The sequence below is a fragment of the Actinocatenispora rupis genome (genome assembly GCF_016861975.1).
In the GTDB taxonomy this organism is placed as follows: domain Bacteria; phylum Actinomycetota; class Actinomycetes; order Mycobacteriales; family Micromonosporaceae; genus Actinocatenispora; species Actinocatenispora rupis.
On the sequence record NZ_BOMB01000007.1, the window covers coordinates 175406 to 190195 of the forward strand.

At 72.4% G+C, this 14790-nt stretch carries 14 protein-coding genes; 8 read left to right on the forward strand and 6 right to left on the reverse strand.

Annotated elements, in window-relative coordinates:
• The first annotated feature begins 66 nt into the window (after positions 1 to 66).
• Together Aru02nite_RS06390 and Aru02nite_RS06395 are read left to right on the forward strand one after the other, a co-directional pair.
• The gene (locus Aru02nite_RS06390) at positions 67 to 1440 is read left to right on the forward strand and encodes a cystathionine beta-synthase (protein WP_203655749.1); all 1374 of its coding nucleotides are present in this window, start codon (positions 67 to 69) and stop codon (positions 1438 to 1440) included.
• Positions 1437 to 2342: a phosphotransferase family protein gene (locus Aru02nite_RS06395; protein ID WP_203655638.1), complete on the forward strand. Its 906-nt coding sequence runs from the start codon at positions 1437 to 1439 to the stop codon at positions 2340 to 2342. The genes Aru02nite_RS06390 and Aru02nite_RS06395 overlap by 4 nt, the downstream gene beginning before the upstream one ends.
• Here the strand turns inward: Aru02nite_RS06395 and Aru02nite_RS06400 are convergent.
• From Aru02nite_RS06400 to Aru02nite_RS06415, 4 genes are all read right to left on the reverse strand, one after another.
• A complete protein-coding gene (locus Aru02nite_RS06400; RefSeq protein WP_203655640.1) occupies positions 2239 to 2805 on the reverse strand; it encodes a GNAT family N-acetyltransferase in 567 nt (188 codons plus the stop codon). The genes Aru02nite_RS06395 and Aru02nite_RS06400 overlap by 104 nt on opposite strands.
• Before the next feature lie 235 nt (positions 2806 to 3040).
• The gene (locus tag Aru02nite_RS06405; protein ID WP_203655642.1) at positions 3041 to 3394 is read right to left on the reverse strand and encodes a hypothetical protein; all 354 of its coding nucleotides are present in this window, start codon (positions 3392 to 3394) and stop codon (positions 3041 to 3043) included.
• A gap of 294 nt (positions 3395 to 3688) precedes the next feature.
• On the reverse strand, positions 3689 to 4348 hold the full coding sequence (msrA, locus tag Aru02nite_RS06410; RefSeq protein ID WP_203655644.1) for a peptide-methionine (S)-S-oxide reductase MsrA: 660 nt from the start codon (positions 4346 to 4348) through the stop codon (positions 3689 to 3691).
• A gap of 30 nt (positions 4349 to 4378) precedes the next feature.
• Positions 4379 to 4813: an HIT family protein gene (locus Aru02nite_RS06415; protein WP_203655646.1), complete on the reverse strand. Its 435-nt coding sequence runs from the start codon at positions 4811 to 4813 to the stop codon at positions 4379 to 4381.
• A 32-nt stretch (positions 4814 to 4845) separates the two neighbouring features.
• Here Aru02nite_RS06415 and Aru02nite_RS06420 point away from each other — a divergent pair, with 32 nt between their 5' ends.
• A complete protein-coding gene (locus Aru02nite_RS06420) occupies positions 4846 to 5985 on the forward strand; it encodes a cystathionine gamma-synthase (protein ID WP_203655648.1) in 1140 nt (379 codons plus the stop codon).
• Between the two features lie 33 nt (positions 5986 to 6018).
• Here the strand turns inward: Aru02nite_RS06420 and Aru02nite_RS06425 are convergent, their stop codons facing one another.
• Entirely contained in the window at positions 6019 to 7371 is a 1353-nt protein-coding gene (locus tag Aru02nite_RS06425) for an MFS transporter (RefSeq protein WP_203655650.1), read from the reverse strand.
• A 102-nt stretch (positions 7372 to 7473) separates the two neighbouring features.
• On the opposite strand from Aru02nite_RS06425, the gene Aru02nite_RS06430 reads away from it, so the two are divergent.
• Positions 7474 to 7818 (forward strand): nuclear transport factor 2 family protein, encoded by a 345-nt coding sequence (locus Aru02nite_RS06430; protein WP_203655652.1) that lies wholly within the window; start codon positions 7474 to 7476, stop codon positions 7816 to 7818.
• A 110-nt stretch (positions 7819 to 7928) separates the two neighbouring features.
• A complete protein-coding gene (locus tag Aru02nite_RS06435) occupies positions 7929 to 9287 on the forward strand; it encodes an amidase (protein ID WP_203655654.1) in 1359 nt (452 codons plus the stop codon).
• A 145-nt stretch (positions 9288 to 9432) separates the two neighbouring features.
• On the opposite strand, the gene Aru02nite_RS06440 is transcribed toward Aru02nite_RS06435, so the two are convergent.
• Positions 9433 to 9948: an MFS transporter gene (locus Aru02nite_RS06440; protein WP_203655656.1), complete on the reverse strand. Its 516-nt coding sequence runs from the start codon at positions 9946 to 9948 to the stop codon at positions 9433 to 9435.
• A gap of 324 nt (positions 9949 to 10272) precedes the next feature.
• On the opposite strand from Aru02nite_RS06440, the gene kdpA reads away from it, so the two are divergent.
• The 3 genes from kdpA (at position 10273) to kdpC (ending at position 14746) form a co-directional block, all read left to right on the forward strand.
• Complete coding sequence (gene kdpA, locus Aru02nite_RS06445) at positions 10273 to 11934, forward strand: potassium-transporting ATPase subunit KdpA (protein ID WP_203655658.1); 1662 nt, start codon at positions 10273 to 10275, stop codon at positions 11932 to 11934.
• 89 nt (positions 11935 to 12023) lie between these two features.
• Positions 12024 to 14141 carry a potassium-transporting ATPase subunit KdpB gene (gene kdpB, locus Aru02nite_RS06450; protein ID WP_203655750.1) on the forward strand — a complete coding sequence of 706 codons (2118 nt, stop codon included), beginning with the start codon at positions 12024 to 12026 and terminating at the stop codon, positions 14139 to 14141.
• Between the two features lie 5 nt (positions 14142 to 14146).
• Positions 14147 to 14746, forward strand: coding sequence for a potassium-transporting ATPase subunit KdpC (gene kdpC / locus Aru02nite_RS06455; protein ID WP_373324850.1), 600 nt, complete (start codon positions 14147 to 14149; stop codon positions 14744 to 14746).
• The last annotated feature ends 44 nt before the right edge of the window (positions 14747 to 14790 follow it).

Sequence of the window (14790 nt, forward strand, 5' to 3'; positions counted from 1 at the left end):
CTCGTTAAGCTCAGACCTGTCACCGGCGGCGGCCGGATTCCCGGCACGATGAAGGAGCACAACGGCGTGCGGTACTACGAGTCGGTCGTCGACCTGATCGGCGACACCCCGCTGGTCCGACTGCGCAACGTGATCAGCGAGCGCACCCGGGCCACGGTGCTGGCGAAGGTGGAGTACTTCAACCCCGGCGGCAGCGTCAAGGACCGCATCGCGGTCCGGATGATCGAGGCGGCCGAGGCATCGGGCGAGCTGAAGCCCGGCGGCACGATCGTCGAGCCGACCAGCGGAAACACCGGCGTTGGGCTGGCCATCGTCGCGCAGCAGCGCGGCTACCGGTGCGTCTTCGTCTGCCCGGACAAGGTCAGCGAGGACAAGATCAACGTCCTCCGGGCGTACGGGGCGCGCGTCGAGGTCTGCCCGACCGCCGTCGCCCCCGAGGACCCCCGGTCGTACTACAACGTCTCCGACCGCCTGGTCCGCGAGATCCCCAACGCGTGGAAGCCCGACCAGTACTCCAACCCGAACAACCCGCGCTCGCACTACGAGACGACGGGCCCGGAGCTGTGGGCGCAGACCGACGGCCGGATCACCCACTTCGTCGCGGGCATCGGCACCGGCGGCACCATCTCCGGCACCGGCCGGTACCTCAAGGAGATCTCGAACGGCGTGGTGAAGGTCGTCGGCGCCGACCCCGAGGGCTCGGTCTACTCCGGCGGCACCGGCCGGCCGTACCTGGTCGAGGGGGTCGGCGAGGACTTCTGGCCGGACGCGTACGACCGGGCGGTGTGCGACGAGATCATCGCCGTCTCCGACTCCGACTCGTTCGAGCTGACCCGGCGGCTGGCCCGCGAGGAAGGGCTGCTCGTCGGCGGTTCCTGCGGGATGGCGGCGGTGGCCGCGTTGCGGGTGGCCGAGCAGGCCGGGCCGGACGACGTGGTCGTCGTCCTGCTGCCCGACGGCGGCCGCGGCTACCTGTCGAAGATCTTCAACGACGGCTGGATGTCGCACTACGGCTTCCTCAGTACGGGTGGCGGGTCGGCGACGGTCGGCGACGCGCTCGCCGGCAAGAGCGGCCGGCTGCCCGAACTGGTGCACGTACACCCGACCGAGACGCTGCGCGACGCGATCGACGTGATGCGGGAGTACGGGGTCAGCCAGATGCCGGTCGTGAAGGCGGAGCCGCCGGTCGTCACCGCCGAGGTCGTCGGCTCCGTCAAGGAGCGCGACCTGCTCGACGCGGTGTTCACCGGCGCCGCGCACCTGCACGACCCGGTCGAGGGCCACATGTCGTCGCCGCTGCCGCTGGTCGGCGCCGGCCAGCCGGTCGGCGCGGCGATCGCGCTGCTGGAGGCCGACGACGCCGCGCTGGTCCTGGTCGACGGCAAGCCGAAGGGCGTGCTCACCCGCCAGGACCTGCTGACGTACCTGTCGACTGCGTGACGGGTCCGTTCACCGCGGCCGAGCTGTCCGCGCTGTCGGCCACGCTCGGCCGCGACATCACCGGTACCCGCCCGCTGACCGGCGGGTACCGGAACGTCACCGTGCTCGCCGAGACCGCCGGCCCCGACCGGTACGTGCTGCGCCGGTGCACGGACGCGGCGGTGTGCGCGGTCGAGGCGGCGCTCGCCGACCGGCTCCGCGCCACCGCCGTACCGGTGCCGGAGCTGGTGTTCGCCGACCCGGCCGGCGCGCTGCTCGGCACACCGTTGCTGGTCAGCCGCTTCGCCCCCGGTACGCCGGGGGACCGGGTGCCCGCCGCCGACGCGCCCGGACTGGCCCGCGCGATGGGGGAGACGCTCGCCGCGATCGGCGCGGCGGTCCCGTTCGAGGAGCCCGGCCTGCTCGGCCCCGACCTGGTACCCACCGGCGGACCGCTCGCCACCGACCTCGTCGCGTACGCGGACCGAACGCTGGCCGCGTCGCACGCCAGCACCGCGTTCGACGGTACGGAACTGGCGGCGTTGCGCGCACTGGTGGCGCGGGAGGCGCCGCTGGTGGAGTCGGTCGCGGCGGACGCCGGGCTGGTGCACGGCGACTACAACCCGAAGAACGTCCTGGCCGAGCCGTACCGCGGCGGTTGGCGGCTCACCGCGGTCCTCGACTGGGAGTTCGCGCTGTCCGGCACGCCGCTGTTCGACGTGGGCAACGCGCTGCGGTTCGCCGCGCCCGCCGTCGCCACCGCCTTCACCACCGGGTACGTCGACGCCGGTGGCGTACTGCCGGCGGACTGGCGCCCGGTCAGTCGCGCGCTGGATCTGTTCGCGCTGCTGGACTTCCTGACCCGTCCACCGGATCACCGGTACTTCCGGAAGTCGGTGTCGCTGCTGCGGGATCGGCTGTGACGTCGAGCCGGTAGCCGACCTCAGCCGGGTACGGCGGGTGGTGCGCCCGGCCGGTCGAACCGTCCGGCATCCAGCCGCGCCGCTCGTACAGGGCGCGGGCGGTGGGGTTCGCCTCCAGTACCCAGAGCCGCGCCACCGCGTGCCCCTGCTGCCGGACCAGGTCGACGGCCGCGTCGAGCAGCCGCCCACCGTACCCGCGGCGCCAGTGCTCGGGCCGCACGTACAGCTGGTCGATCCGGTCGCCCTTGACGGTCACGAAGCCGACCGGCTCGTCGTCCCCGACCGCCACCAGCACCTGGTACGCCTTGTCGGTGAGGATGCGCCAGCACTGCGCGGCGACCTGCTGCTCGGGGAACGGGTACCGGTCGGGCGGGAACAGCTCCCCGTACGCGGCGGTCGACGCGGCATGCTGGATCGCGTACAGGTCCTGGGAGTCGGCGGGTTCACCGGCGCGCAGCCACATGCGCCGAGACTACTGCCTGCGCGACACCACCCCGCCGGGCGCGCCCGGGTGCCGCGACCCGCCGGCGCGCCGGCCACCGACCGGGGGCCGCGACCATGGCCACGGCCGCCGTGCCCGTCGACCGCGTCACCGGTGTCCGGCCGCCCGGACCGCCGGCCGGACACGGCGAACGGGCCGACCCGTGCGGGTCGACCCGTTCGATGAATCCCACCCCGGTGCCCCCGGGAACCCGTGCTCAGGCGTTGAGGTACGGGTTGCTGTCGTCCGAGTAGTTGACCTCGTGGTACTGGCCGTCGGAGCCCTCCGCGACGGCGGTGTCGTACGACCCGTCGCCGTTGGTGTCGGCCGCCGCGTACTCGACGTTGCCGCTGGAGTCGTAGCTCACCGCCACGTCGGCGGTGCCGTCGTGGTTGGTGTCGGCCTCGCCGTAGTCGACGGTGCCGTCGTTGTTCGAGTCCTCGAACTGGTAGTCGGCCTGGCCGTCGTGGTTGGTGTCCACGAGGTACTCGGTGCCGTGGTCGGTCTGCTCGACCTGGATGTCGTCCGCCTGGCCGTCGCCGTCCACATCAGCCTGGTACTCGTCGCTCACGGGGTTCCTCCCTGAATCACTGCTCTGCTTGTGGGCCTTGCTTTTCGTACTGGTTCTGCTTGGTCTTGCCTGCCCCTGTGCTGCCGTTGAGAAGAACCGTACCTTCCGGTCACCACACTGCTCATCCCGTCTTCGTGCCACGCGTTCCGGGCCGGTGGTGACCCTCCGGGCCGGTCACGTCACCCGACGGGCGGGCGGTTGACAAAGCGTGATGCCCCGACATCGTCGGGGCATCACGCCTGGTGGGAACCGCCCAGGGACCGCGGAACCGGGCGCCGGGTCCACTGTGGACGGTCAGTCGGCGCGGGCCACGCCGATCGGGCAGGACAGCCCGTTGGGCCCGTGGTTGCAGTAGCCGTACGGGTTCTTCGCGTCCGACAGGTACTGCTGGTGGTAGTCCTCGGCGTAGTAGAAGTCGGTCAGCGGCGCGATCTCGGTGGTGATCTCGCCCAGCCCGGCGCCGGTCACCGCGGGCTGGAACGCCGCCCGCGTACGCTCCGCGGCCTCGGCCTGCTGCGGCGTCGTCGTCAGCACCACCGACCGGTACTGCGAGCCCACGTCGTTGCCCTGCCGCATGCCCTGCGTCGGGTCGTGGTTCTCCCAGAACGCCTTCAGCAGCTCCTCGTACGACACCGTGGTCGGGTCGTACACGACCTGGACGACCTCGGCGTGCCCGGTGCCACCCGAACACACCTCCTCGTACGTCGGGTTCGGCGTGCTGCCGCCCGCGTACCCGGCCGCCGTGGAGTACACGCCGGGGATCCGCCAGAAGATCCGCTCGGCGCCCCAGAAGCAGCCCATCCCGAACACGGCCGTCTCGTACCCGGTGGGCCAGGGGCCGCGCATCGGGGTGTCGAGGACAACGTGCCGGTCGGCGACGGGCAACGCGTCGGCGCGGCCGGGTAGGGCCTCCTCCGGGGTGGGCAGTGTGGTGGAACGACGGAACAGCGACATGGTGCACCCTCCTCTGTCCCGCTCAACGGGTCACGGCCGGTCGGTGTTCCCGTCCACCAGCGCGGTACGGATGCGGTCGGCGTAGTCGGCCGCTTCGGTGTCGTCCGCGTACTTCGTCCGGGGCCAGAAGAAGCCGCGCAGCCCGTCCTTCCGGTTCCGCGGTACGACGTGCACGTGCAGGTGCGGCACGCTCTGGCTGACGCGGTTGTTCAGCGCCACGAACGAGCCGGCCGAGCCCATCGCCCGCTCCACCGCCGCCGTCACCCGCTGTACCGTCGCGAAGAACCCGCCGAGCGCGTCGGCGGGCATATCGGTCAGGGTCTCCCGGTGCTCCCGCGGTACCACCAGGACATGGCCCTTGAACAGGGGTCGGGCGTCGAGGAAGCCGACCGCGTCCGGGTCGTCGAGGACGTGCTGGGCCGGTACGTCGCCGGCCACGATCGAGCAGAAGAGACAGTCCGCCACGGCCCAAGACTACGGGCCGTTAGGCTCGGTCCATGACGTACAGCTTCGAGACTCTTGCCATCCACGCCGGGCAGGAGCCGGATCCCCGCACCGGCGCGGTGATCCCCCCGATCTACGCCACCTCCACGTACGCCCAGGACGGCGTCGGTGGCACCCGCGAGGGCTACGAGTACTCGCGGACGAAGAACCCGACGCGGCTGGCGCTGGAGGAGTGCCTGACGGCGCTGGAGGGCGGTCGGCGCGGGTTCGCGTTCGCGTCCGGCATGGCGGCCGAGGACACCCTGCTGCGTACGGTGTGCCAGCCCGGCGACCACGTGGTGATCCCGGACGACGCGTACGGCGGCACGTTCCGGTTGTTCAGCAAGGTGGCGGCGCGCTGGGGCCTGTCCTGGACGGCGGCCCGTCTGTCCGATGTGGACAGTGTACGGGCGGCGATGACGCCGCAGACCAAGCTCGTCTGGTGCGAGACGCCGACCAACCCGCTGCTGTCCATCGCCGACATCCCGTCGCTGGCCGCGGTCGCGCACGAGCGCGGCGCCCGGCTCGTCGTCGACAACACGTTCGCCTCGCCGTACCTGCAGCAGCCGCTGACGCTGGGCGCCGACGTGATCGTCCACTCGACCACCAAGTACCTGGGTGGGCACTCGGACGTGGTCGGCGGCGCGCTGATCGTCACCGACCCCGGGCTCGCCGACGAGATCGCCTTCCACCAGAACTCGATGGGCGCGGTGGCCGGCCCGTTCGACTCCTGGCTGACGTTGCGCGGCACCAAGACCCTCGCCGTACGCATGGAGCGGCACTGCGACAACGCCGAGCGGATCGCCGCGTACCTGACGGGGCACCGGTCGGTGTCCGCGGTGCTGTACCCGGGGCTGCCCGAGCACCCGGGGCACGAGGTGGCCGCCAAGCAGATGCGCCGGTTCGGCGGCATGATCAGCTTCCGGCACGCCGGTGGCCGCGACGCCGCCGTACGGGTCTGCAACAACGCGAAGCTGTTCACGCTGGCCGAGTCGCTCGGCGGCATCGAGTCGCTGATCGAGCACCCGGGGCAGATGACGCACGCGAGCGCGGCCGGCTCGCCGCTGGAGGTACCGGACGACCTGGTGCGGCTGTCCGTCGGCATCGAGCACGTCGACGACCTGCTCGCCGACCTGGACCAGGCCCTGTCCTGACCGGAGTGCGCGGGCGGCCCGGCCGCCCGCGCGTCACTCCCGCGGTCGCCGTACGAGGACGAGCGCGGCCACCGCGAGCGTGCCGATCCCGGCCGGTACCACCACGGTGCGCAGGCCGCCGGCCCCGGCGTACAGGGTGCCGAAGAGGGCGACGCCGAGGACGCTGCCGGCCTGCCGGAGCGTGGTGAACGCCCCGGACGCGACGCCGGACCGGGACGCGTCCACACCGTCCAGCACGGTGCCCGTCAGCGCCGGTACGAGCAGGCCCAGTCCACCGCCCAGCGCCACGAGCTGCGCGGCCATCGCCGGGTAGCCGGCGTCCCCGGTGACGACGAGCCCCACGTACCCGAGGGTCATGACGAGTGCGCCCGCGGCGACGAGCCGGGCCGGGCCGACGCGGTGCGCGAGCCGGGCGGCCGTCACGTTGCCGACCATGATCGCCGCCATCATCGGTACGAACGCCAGCCCGGTCGCCGACGGCGTGAGGTGCCGCTGGAGGTACAGGCCCAGGACGAAGACGAGGCCGTAGAAGCCGACGTTGACGAGCAGGCCGCCGAGCATCGCCGCCCGCACCGGCCGTACCCGGAACACCGGTGCCAGCGCGGCGTCCCGCGTCGCCCGCCGACCGAACACCACCGCCGCCGGTACGCCGGCCGCGACGAGCGCGAGTACGAGGGGATCGGTGCCGCCGCGGGTGCCCGCCTCGATCGTGCCGGCGGCCAGGCAGGTCAGCGCCACCACCGCCGCCACCTGCCCGTACGGGTCGAGCCGGGTCGCGGAGCGCGGCGACGGCCGGGCGTACCGGGCGACGAGCCAGCCGCCGACCGCGCCGACCGGGACCGTGCACAGGAACACCGAACGCCAGCCGAACGCGTCGGTGAGCAGGCCGCCGAGTACCGGACCGCCGGCGAGGGTGGTGCTGGCGCCGGCCGCCCACAGCGCCACGGCGCGGGCCCGCTCCCGCGGCTCCGGGTACGCGTGGTGCAGCAGGCTCAGCGCGCAGCCGCCGAGCAGCGCGCCGCCGACCCCCTGCGCGGCGCGGCCGGCGATCAGCGGGCCGAGCCCGGGTGCGAGCGCGCAGCCGAGCGACGCCGCGGCGAACACCGCGAACCCGGCCAGTACCATCCGCCGCGCCCCGTACCGGTCGCCGAGGGCGCCCGCGGTCAGCATCAGCGCCGCGAACACCACCGTGTACGCGTCGACCACCCACTGCCCGCCCGGTACGCCGCCGCCGAGTTCGGCGGTGATCGGGCGGACCGCCACGTTCACCACGCTCACGTCGAGCTGGATCACGCCGAACGCCATGCTCGCGGCGACGAGTACCGGCCAGCGGCGCTCGCCGCCGTGCCGCCGGGACACCTGACTGGCCGGTACGGTCGTGGTCATGCCGGCGACCCTAGGGCCGCAACGGTTCGGCGCCGGCCGAACGGACGCCCACCGTACGGGAATGCGGTGTTCCGCATGGTGGGCCGTGGTTACCGTCGCCGGATGGACATCGAAGAGGCGCAACGGTTCGCGGCCGACTGGGAAGCCCGCTGGAACTCCCACGATCTGGACCGCGTACTGGAGCACTACGCCGACGACGTGGTCTTCCGCTCGCCGTACGCGGTGGCCGTGATCGGTACCGACACCGTGCGCGGCAAGGCCGCCCTCCGCGAGTACTGGACGGAGGGGTTGAGGCGGTTGTCGGACCTGCGGTTCACCGTGCAGAGCGTGCAGGTCTGCCTGGACACCGTGGTCATCAACTACCGCAACCAGACCGGCCAGCTCGTCAGCGAGGTACTGACGCTGCGCGACGGTGCCGTGGTGAGCGGTTTCGGCGCGTATTCGTAGCCGACGGACGCTCCGGTCCTGTCCCGGTCTGACCGGGTTGTCCGCGACCTGAATGTCCGTGCCCGGGCCGGGACTGGCACGATGGATCCGCTGCCGGGAGGGGGCGGATCATGGTGTGGGTCGGTGCGACGGCATCCGGGATCGCCAACGCGGTGCGCCGGGGGGACGCGACCGCCGGCGAGGTGGTCGACGCGCACCTGCGCGCGCTCGCCCCGGCCGACGACCGGCTGCGCGCGTTCCGCGAGGTGCGCACGGTGCCCGCGCTCGGCGAGGCCGGCATCGTCGACGACCTGCCCGACCTGGGTGGTCTCGCGCTCGCCGGCGTACCGGTCGCGGTCAAGGAGAACACCCCGATCGCCGGCGAGACCCGCTGGTACGGTTCGGCCGCGGCCAGCCTGCCGCCCGCCGAAGCCGACCACGAGGTCGTACGGCGGCTCCGCGGTGCCGGCGCCGTCGTGCTCGGGAGTACGCGGATGCCGGAGTTGGGGCTGTTCGCGGTGACCGACGACGGGACCGGCATCACCCGTAACCCGTGGGACGAGGAGCGTACGCCGGGCGGGTCGTCCGGCGGGTCGGCCGCCGCCGTCGCCGCCGGCATGGTGCCGCTGGCGCACGGCAACGACGGTCTCGGCTCGCTGCGCATCCCGGCCGCCTGCTGCGGGCTGCTCGGCTTCAAGCCCGGTCACGGCGTGGTGCCGGCCGACATCGGCGAGACCGACTGGTTCGGCATGGTGGAGAACGGCGTGCTCGCCACCACCGTCGACGACGCCGCGCTCGGCTTCGCGGTGCTCGCCGACCAGGTCGGCCGCCGGTACACGACGCCGCCGCGGCTGTCGGTCGCCGTCTCCCTGCGCAGCCCGGTCGCCGGCGTCTTCCCCGACACCGCCGTACGGGACGCGGTCGGCCGGGTCGCCCGGCTGCTCGTCGGCGCCGGCCACGACGCGCGCCGCGCCGACCCGCGGTACCCGGTGGGTCTGGTGAAGGCGACGCTCGCCCGCTGGTTCGCCGGGGCGTACGCGGACGCGGCGCCGTTCGAGCGGGCCGAGTTGCAGCGGCGGACCCGGTGGCACGCCGCGATCGGTTCCGTCGCGTTCGGCCGCGGCATGGTCCGCGAGCAGGACGCGACCCGGTGGTACGACGAGTGTCTCGGCTTCTTCGAGCGGCACGACCTGCTGCTCACCCCGGTACTCGCCGGCCCGCCGCCGCCCGCCCGCCGCTGGTCCGAGCGCGGCTGGCTGGCCAACGTCATCACCTCGACGCGGTACGCGCCGTACGCCGCGCCGTGGAACGTGGCGGGGTTGCCGGCGCTGACCGTACCGGCGGGGACGCGGCCGGACGGGCTGCCCGCCGCCGTGCAGCTGGTGGCGCCGCCGGGCGGCGAGTGGCTGCTGCTCGCCGTCGCCGCCCAGATCGAGGCCGCCGCCCCGTGGCCGCGGCACGCCCCCGGCTGGCCCCTCGACCCCGCCTGACCGTACTGCCGGCCGGCGCCGCGGACAGGTCGCCGGAGGTGCCGACCCGGTCGCCGGTACGCCGAACCCGGCACCCACGCGGGCACCGGGTTCGGCTCAACCACAACGGATTCGGGTGCCGGCCCCGTGGCCGGCGGGACGGCGGTCAGCTGAAGGGCTTGGTCACCATCAGCACGATGATCGCGATGAACAGCAGCGCGACGAGGCCGCCGATGGCGCTGACCCGGGCACGTACGGAACTGAGGCGGGCGTGCTCGGCCAGCTCGGACGCGGTCGCGCTGACCGTCTCCTCCGGCTCGTCGCCCTTCGCCGGCTTCGGCGCGTCCGGTACGCCGGCGGTCAGCAGCTTCGCCGCCCGCCGCAGGTCCGGTACGAGGACGGCGAGCACGAGGACCAGGGCGATCACGTACAGCGTCATGGAGATCGTGATCCAGGGGTCACCGAGGCTGAACCGGTTGCTCTTGCTGCCGGCCACGCCGAAGCCGAGCAGGAACACCACGATCGAGGCGAGCCCGTAGACGGTGGTCTGGCGGGCGGCGTCGCCGACGGCGGACGCGTCCCGCTTGCGGATCGAGCGCATCGCCGTCATCGGGATCATCGCCAGCGGCCCGATCAGGAAGATCGCCAGAAGCACGTGCAAGGTCAGCAGCAGCGTGAACATGGCATAGAGCGTACGTGCCCGACATCGCGGACGGGTGCGCCGGACGGCAGCGGCGGGGCGTGTTAGCGAACCGCTAGCGGCGGGTCGGGCGCCGTTAGGGATCCGTCAGCGGATCTGGCCGCCGCCCGGCGCCGGCGGAACCGTGGGATCCGTGTTGGACATCCTCTTCATCGCGCTGACCGTCGCGTTCTTCGGTCTCCTCGCGCTCGTGGCCAAGGGGGTCGAACGGCTGTGAAGGCTGAGGACCTCGTCGGCCTCGTCATCGTGGTCGCGCTGATCGGTTTCCTGGTCCGCGCCCTCCTCTTCCCGGAGAAGTAACCCCCCATGAATCCCACCCTCGCGGCGGTGCTCTCGGTGGGGCTGCTGGTCGCGGCCCTCGTCGTCGTGCACCGACCCCTCGGTTCCTACCTGGCCCGGGTGTACTCGGGCACCACCCACCTCAGAGTCGAGAGGCTGCTGTACCGGCTGTCCGGTGTGGACGGTGACGGCGAGCAGCGCTGGCCGGCGTACCTGCGCAGCGTGCTGGCGTTCTCGGCGGTCTCCGTCCTCCTGCTGTACGGGCTCCAGCGCGTGCAGCACTGGCTGCCGCTGTCGCTCGGTCGGCAGAACGTCGCACCGGACATGTCCTGGAACACGGCCGCCAGCTTCGTCACGAACACCAACTGGCAGTCGTACTCGGGCGAGCAGGTGATGGGTCACCTGGTCCAGATGGCCGGCCTGGCGGTGCAGAACTTCGTGTCGGCGGCGGTCGGCCTGGCCGTGGCGGTCGCGCTGATCCGCGGACTGGCGCGCAGCCGTACCGACCGGCTCGGCAACTTCTGGGTCGACCTCACGCGCGGCTCGCTGCGGGTGCTGCTGCCGCTGGCGTTCGTGGCGGCGGTCGTACTGGTCGGCTTCGGCGCGGTGCAGAACTTCACGCACGGGTTCGACGCGCACACCGTGCAGGGCGCGACCCAGCACATCCCGGGCGGGCCGGTGGCGAGCCAGGAGTCCATCAAGGAACTCGGCACCAACGGCGGCGGCTTCTACAACGCCAACTCGGCGCACCCGTTCGAGAACCCGACCTCGTTCACGAACCTGTTCGAGGTGTTCCTGATCCTGCTCATCCCGTTCTCCCTGCCGTACGCGTTCGGCCGGATGGTCGGCGACCGGCGCCAGGGGTACGCGGTGGTGGCGGCGATGGCGGTCATCTGCCTGGGCGCGGTCGTCGCGTCCGGTGTGGTGGAGGCGCACCATCCGGGTGCGGCCCCGACCGCGGCCGGCGCGTCGATGGAGGGCAAGGAGACCCGCTTCGGCGTCCTCGCCTCGTCCCTGTTCTCCGTCGGTACGACGATGACGTCGACGGGTGCGGTGGACTCGTGGCACGACTCGTACACGGCGCTGGGTGGCGGGGTCACGCTGTTCGACATGCACCTGGGCGAGGTCACGCCCGGTGGCGTCGGATCCGGCCTGTACGGCGCGCTCGTGCTCGCCGTCCTCGCCGTGTTCCTCGCCGGGCTGATGGTCGGCCGGACCCCGGAGTACCTGGGGAAGCGGATCGGCGCGCGGGAGATGAAGCTCGTCGGGCTGTACATCCTCGTCATGCCGGCGACGGTGCTGGTGTTCACCGGCATCGCGGTCGTCACGAAAATGGGCACCTCGTCGATCCTCAACCCGGGACCGCACGGCCTCTCCGAGATCCTGTACGCGTACACGTCGGCGGCGAACAACAACGGCTCGGCGTTCGGCGGCCTGTCCGCGAACACCATGTTCTACAACGTGACGACCGGGCTGTCCGTCCTCATCGGACGGTTCGTGCCGATCGTGTTCGTCCTGGCGCTCGCCGGTTCGTTGGCGAAGCAGCAGAAGGTCCCGGCGTCGGCGGGCACCATGCCGACCCACACGCCGCTGTTCACCGTGCTGTTCGTCGGCGTGATCCTGATCGTCGCCGGCCTCACGTTCCTGCCGGCACTGGCGCTCGGCCCGCTCGCCGAGGGGCTGGCATGAGTACGGACCCGAGCGTCGCCGGGCGACGCGCACCGGTACCCGGTGACCGGCGCGGGACGGGCCCGGTCGACACCAAGGAGAACGAGTCGATGTCTACAGTGGACGTTCACAGTGGACGGTCCACATCGGACGGTCCGGCCACCCCGGGCGGACCGCACGGACCCCGCCGTACGACGGGAAGGGCCGGCGGGTTGCTGGATCCGGCGACGCTGGCGCGCTCGCTGCCGGCGGCGCTGGCGAAGCTCGACCCGCGGCACATGGTCCGCAACCCGGTCATGTTCGTGGTGGAGGTCGGTTCGGTCGTCACGACCGTACTGGCGGTCGTCGACCCGTCCGTGTTCGCCTGGGTGATCGCCGTCTGGCTGTGGATCACCGCCATCTTCGCGAACCTGGCGGAGGCGGTGGCGGAGAGCCGAGGCAAGGCGCAGGCGGACTCGCTGCGCCGGGCCCGTACGGACGTGACGGCGCGGCTGCTGGTGGACGACACCGCCGGCGAGCGGGCCGTACCGGGTACCGAGCTGACGGTCGGGGACCGGGTCGTCTGCGAGGCCGGGGACACGATCCCGGGCGACGGCGAGGTGGTCGAGGGCGTCGCGAGCGTCGACGAGTCGGCCATCACCGGCGAGTCCGCACCGGTGATCCGGGAGGCCGGCGGCGACCGGTCGGCGGTGACCGGCGGCACCCGCGTCCTGTCCGACCGGATCGTCGTACGGATCACGACGAGGCCCGGGGAAACGTTCCTGGACAAGATGATCGGCCTCGTCGAGGGCGCGTCCCGGCAGAAGACGCCGAACGAGATCGCGCTGAACATCCTGCTCGCCGGACTCACGATCGTGTTCCTGCTGACGATCGCGGCGTTGCAGCCGATGGCGGTCTACTCGCACGCCCGGCAGTCCGTCATCGTGCTGTGCGCGCTGCTGGTCTGCCTCATCCCGACCACGATCGGCGCACTGTTGAGCGCGATCGGCATCGCCGGGATGGACCGCCTGGTGCAGCGCAACGTCCTCGCGCTGTCCGGCCGGGCGGTCGAGGCGGCCGGCGACGTGTCCACGCTGCTGCTGGACAAGACCGGCACGATCACCATGGGCGCCCGGCAGGCGTCGGAGTTCGTCCCGGTCGGCGGCTGCGACCCCGAGCGGCTAGCGTCCGCCGCGCAGCTCGCCAGCCTCGCCGACGAGACCCCCGAGGGCCGCTCCGTCGTCGTGTACGCCAAGGAGAGGTACGGGCTGCGCGGGCGCGAGGTCACCGACGCGCACTTCGTACCGTTCTCGGCGGAGACCCGGATGTCGGGCGTCGACCTGCCCGACGGCACCCAGGTACGCAAGGGTGCCGCGGCCGCGGTCATGCACTGGGTACGGCAGGGCGGCGGCGAGGTGCCCGACGGTACGTCGGCGGCGGTGGACGCGGTGTCCGGCACCGGCGGTACGCCACTGCTGGTGGCGACGCGGCCGGCGGGCGGCACAGCCGAGGTGCAGGGCGTCATCCACCTCAAGGACGTCGTCAAGGAGGGCATGGCCGACCGCTTCGGCGAGCTGCGCCGGATGGGCATCCGTACCGTGATGATCACCGGTGACAACCCGCTGACCGCGGCGGCCATCGCCGAGGAGGCCGGCGTCGACGACTACCTCGCCGAGGCGAAGCCGGAGGACAAGCTCGCCCTGATCCGCAAGGAACAGGAGGGCGGCCACCTCGTCGCCATGACCGGCGACGGTACGAACGACGCGCCCGCGCTGGCGCAGGCGGACGTCGGCGTGGCCATGAACACCGGGACCATGGCGGCGAAGGAGGCCGGCAACATGGTCGACCTCGACTCCAACCCGACGAAGCTCATCGAGATCGTGGAGATCGGCAAGCAGCTGCTGATCACCCGGGGCGCGCTGACCACCTTCTCGGTGGCCAACGACGTGGCGAAGTACTTCGCGATCATCCCGGCCATGTTCGCCTCGGTGTTCCCGGGCCTGGACCGGCTCAACGTCATGCAGCTGCACAGTTCCACGTCGGCCATCGCGTCGGCGGTCATCTTCAACGCGATCATCATCGTGCTGCTGGTACCGCTGGCGATGCGGGGCGTGAAGTACCGGGCGCGGTCGGCGGCCTCGCTGCTGCGCCGCAACGTCCTGATCTACGGGCTGGGCGGCATCGTCGTCCCGTTCGTCGGCATCAAGCTCATCGACCTGCTCGTCTCGCACATCCCGGGATTGGGGTGACCATCGTGCGTACCGGATGGATCCGCCAGCATGTGGCGGCGCTTCGGATCCTGGTCGTGCTGACCGTGATCCTCGGCCTCGGGTACCCGGTGGCCACGTGGGCGGTCGGCCAGGTGCTGTTCCGGAACCACGCGCAGGGCTCGCCCGTCGAGTCCGACGGCCGGGTCGTCGGCTCCCGCCTGATCGGGCAGAACTTCACCGGCGCGGCGTGGTTCCACCCGCGCGCCTCCCTCGCCGGCGCGAAGGGGTACGCGGCCGGCGGTGACGGCGCCGACGGCAGCGGCGGCTCCAACCTCGGGCCGTCCAACCCCGAGCTGGTCAAGGCGATCCGGGCCCGCCGGGCCGCCGTGGCCAGGGAGAACGGCGTCGCCCCGACCCAGGTACCGCCGGACGCGGTGACGGCGTCGGCGTCCGGGCTCGACCCGGACATCTCCCCGGAGTACGCCGCGATCCAGGTCAACCGGGTCGCGAAGGCCCGGAACGTGCCGGCGGCGGACGTACGCCGGCTGGTCGAGCGGTACACGTACGGGCGGCAGCTCGGGGTGCTCGGCGACCCGCACGTCAACGTACTGGAGCTGAACCTCGCCGTGGCGAAGCTCGGGTGACGCGGCCCCGGCGGTGTGCCGTGACCACGTGTCGCGCCACACCG

Coding starts and splice junctions, on each gene's coding strand:
- Aru02nite_RS06420 (WP_203655648.1), top strand. CDS start 4,846: ATGACGTACAGCTTCGAGACTCTTGCCATCCACGCCGGGCAGGAGCCG.
- Aru02nite_RS06425 (WP_203655650.1), bottom strand. CDS start 7,371: ATGACCACGACCGTACCGGCCAGTCAGGTGTCCCGGCGGCACGGCGGC.
- kdpB (WP_203655750.1), top strand. CDS start 12,024: ATGTCTACAGTGGACGTTCACAGTGGACGGTCCACATCGGACGGTCCG.
- msrA (WP_203655644.1), bottom strand. CDS start 4,348: ATGTCGCTGTTCCGTCGTTCCACCACACTGCCCACCCCGGAGGAGGCC.
- Aru02nite_RS06440 (WP_203655656.1), bottom strand. CDS start 9,948: ATGTTCACGCTGCTGCTGACCTTGCACGTGCTTCTGGCGATCTTCCTG.
- Aru02nite_RS06435 (WP_203655654.1), top strand. CDS start 7,929: ATGGTGTGGGTCGGTGCGACGGCATCCGGGATCGCCAACGCGGTGCGC.
- Aru02nite_RS06430 (WP_203655652.1), top strand. CDS start 7,474: ATGGACATCGAAGAGGCGCAACGGTTCGCGGCCGACTGGGAAGCCCGC.
- Aru02nite_RS06400 (WP_203655640.1), bottom strand. CDS start 2,805: ATGTGGCTGCGCGCCGGTGAACCCGCCGACTCCCAGGACCTGTACGCG.
- kdpA (WP_203655658.1), top strand. CDS start 10,273: ATGAATCCCACCCTCGCGGCGGTGCTCTCGGTGGGGCTGCTGGTCGCG.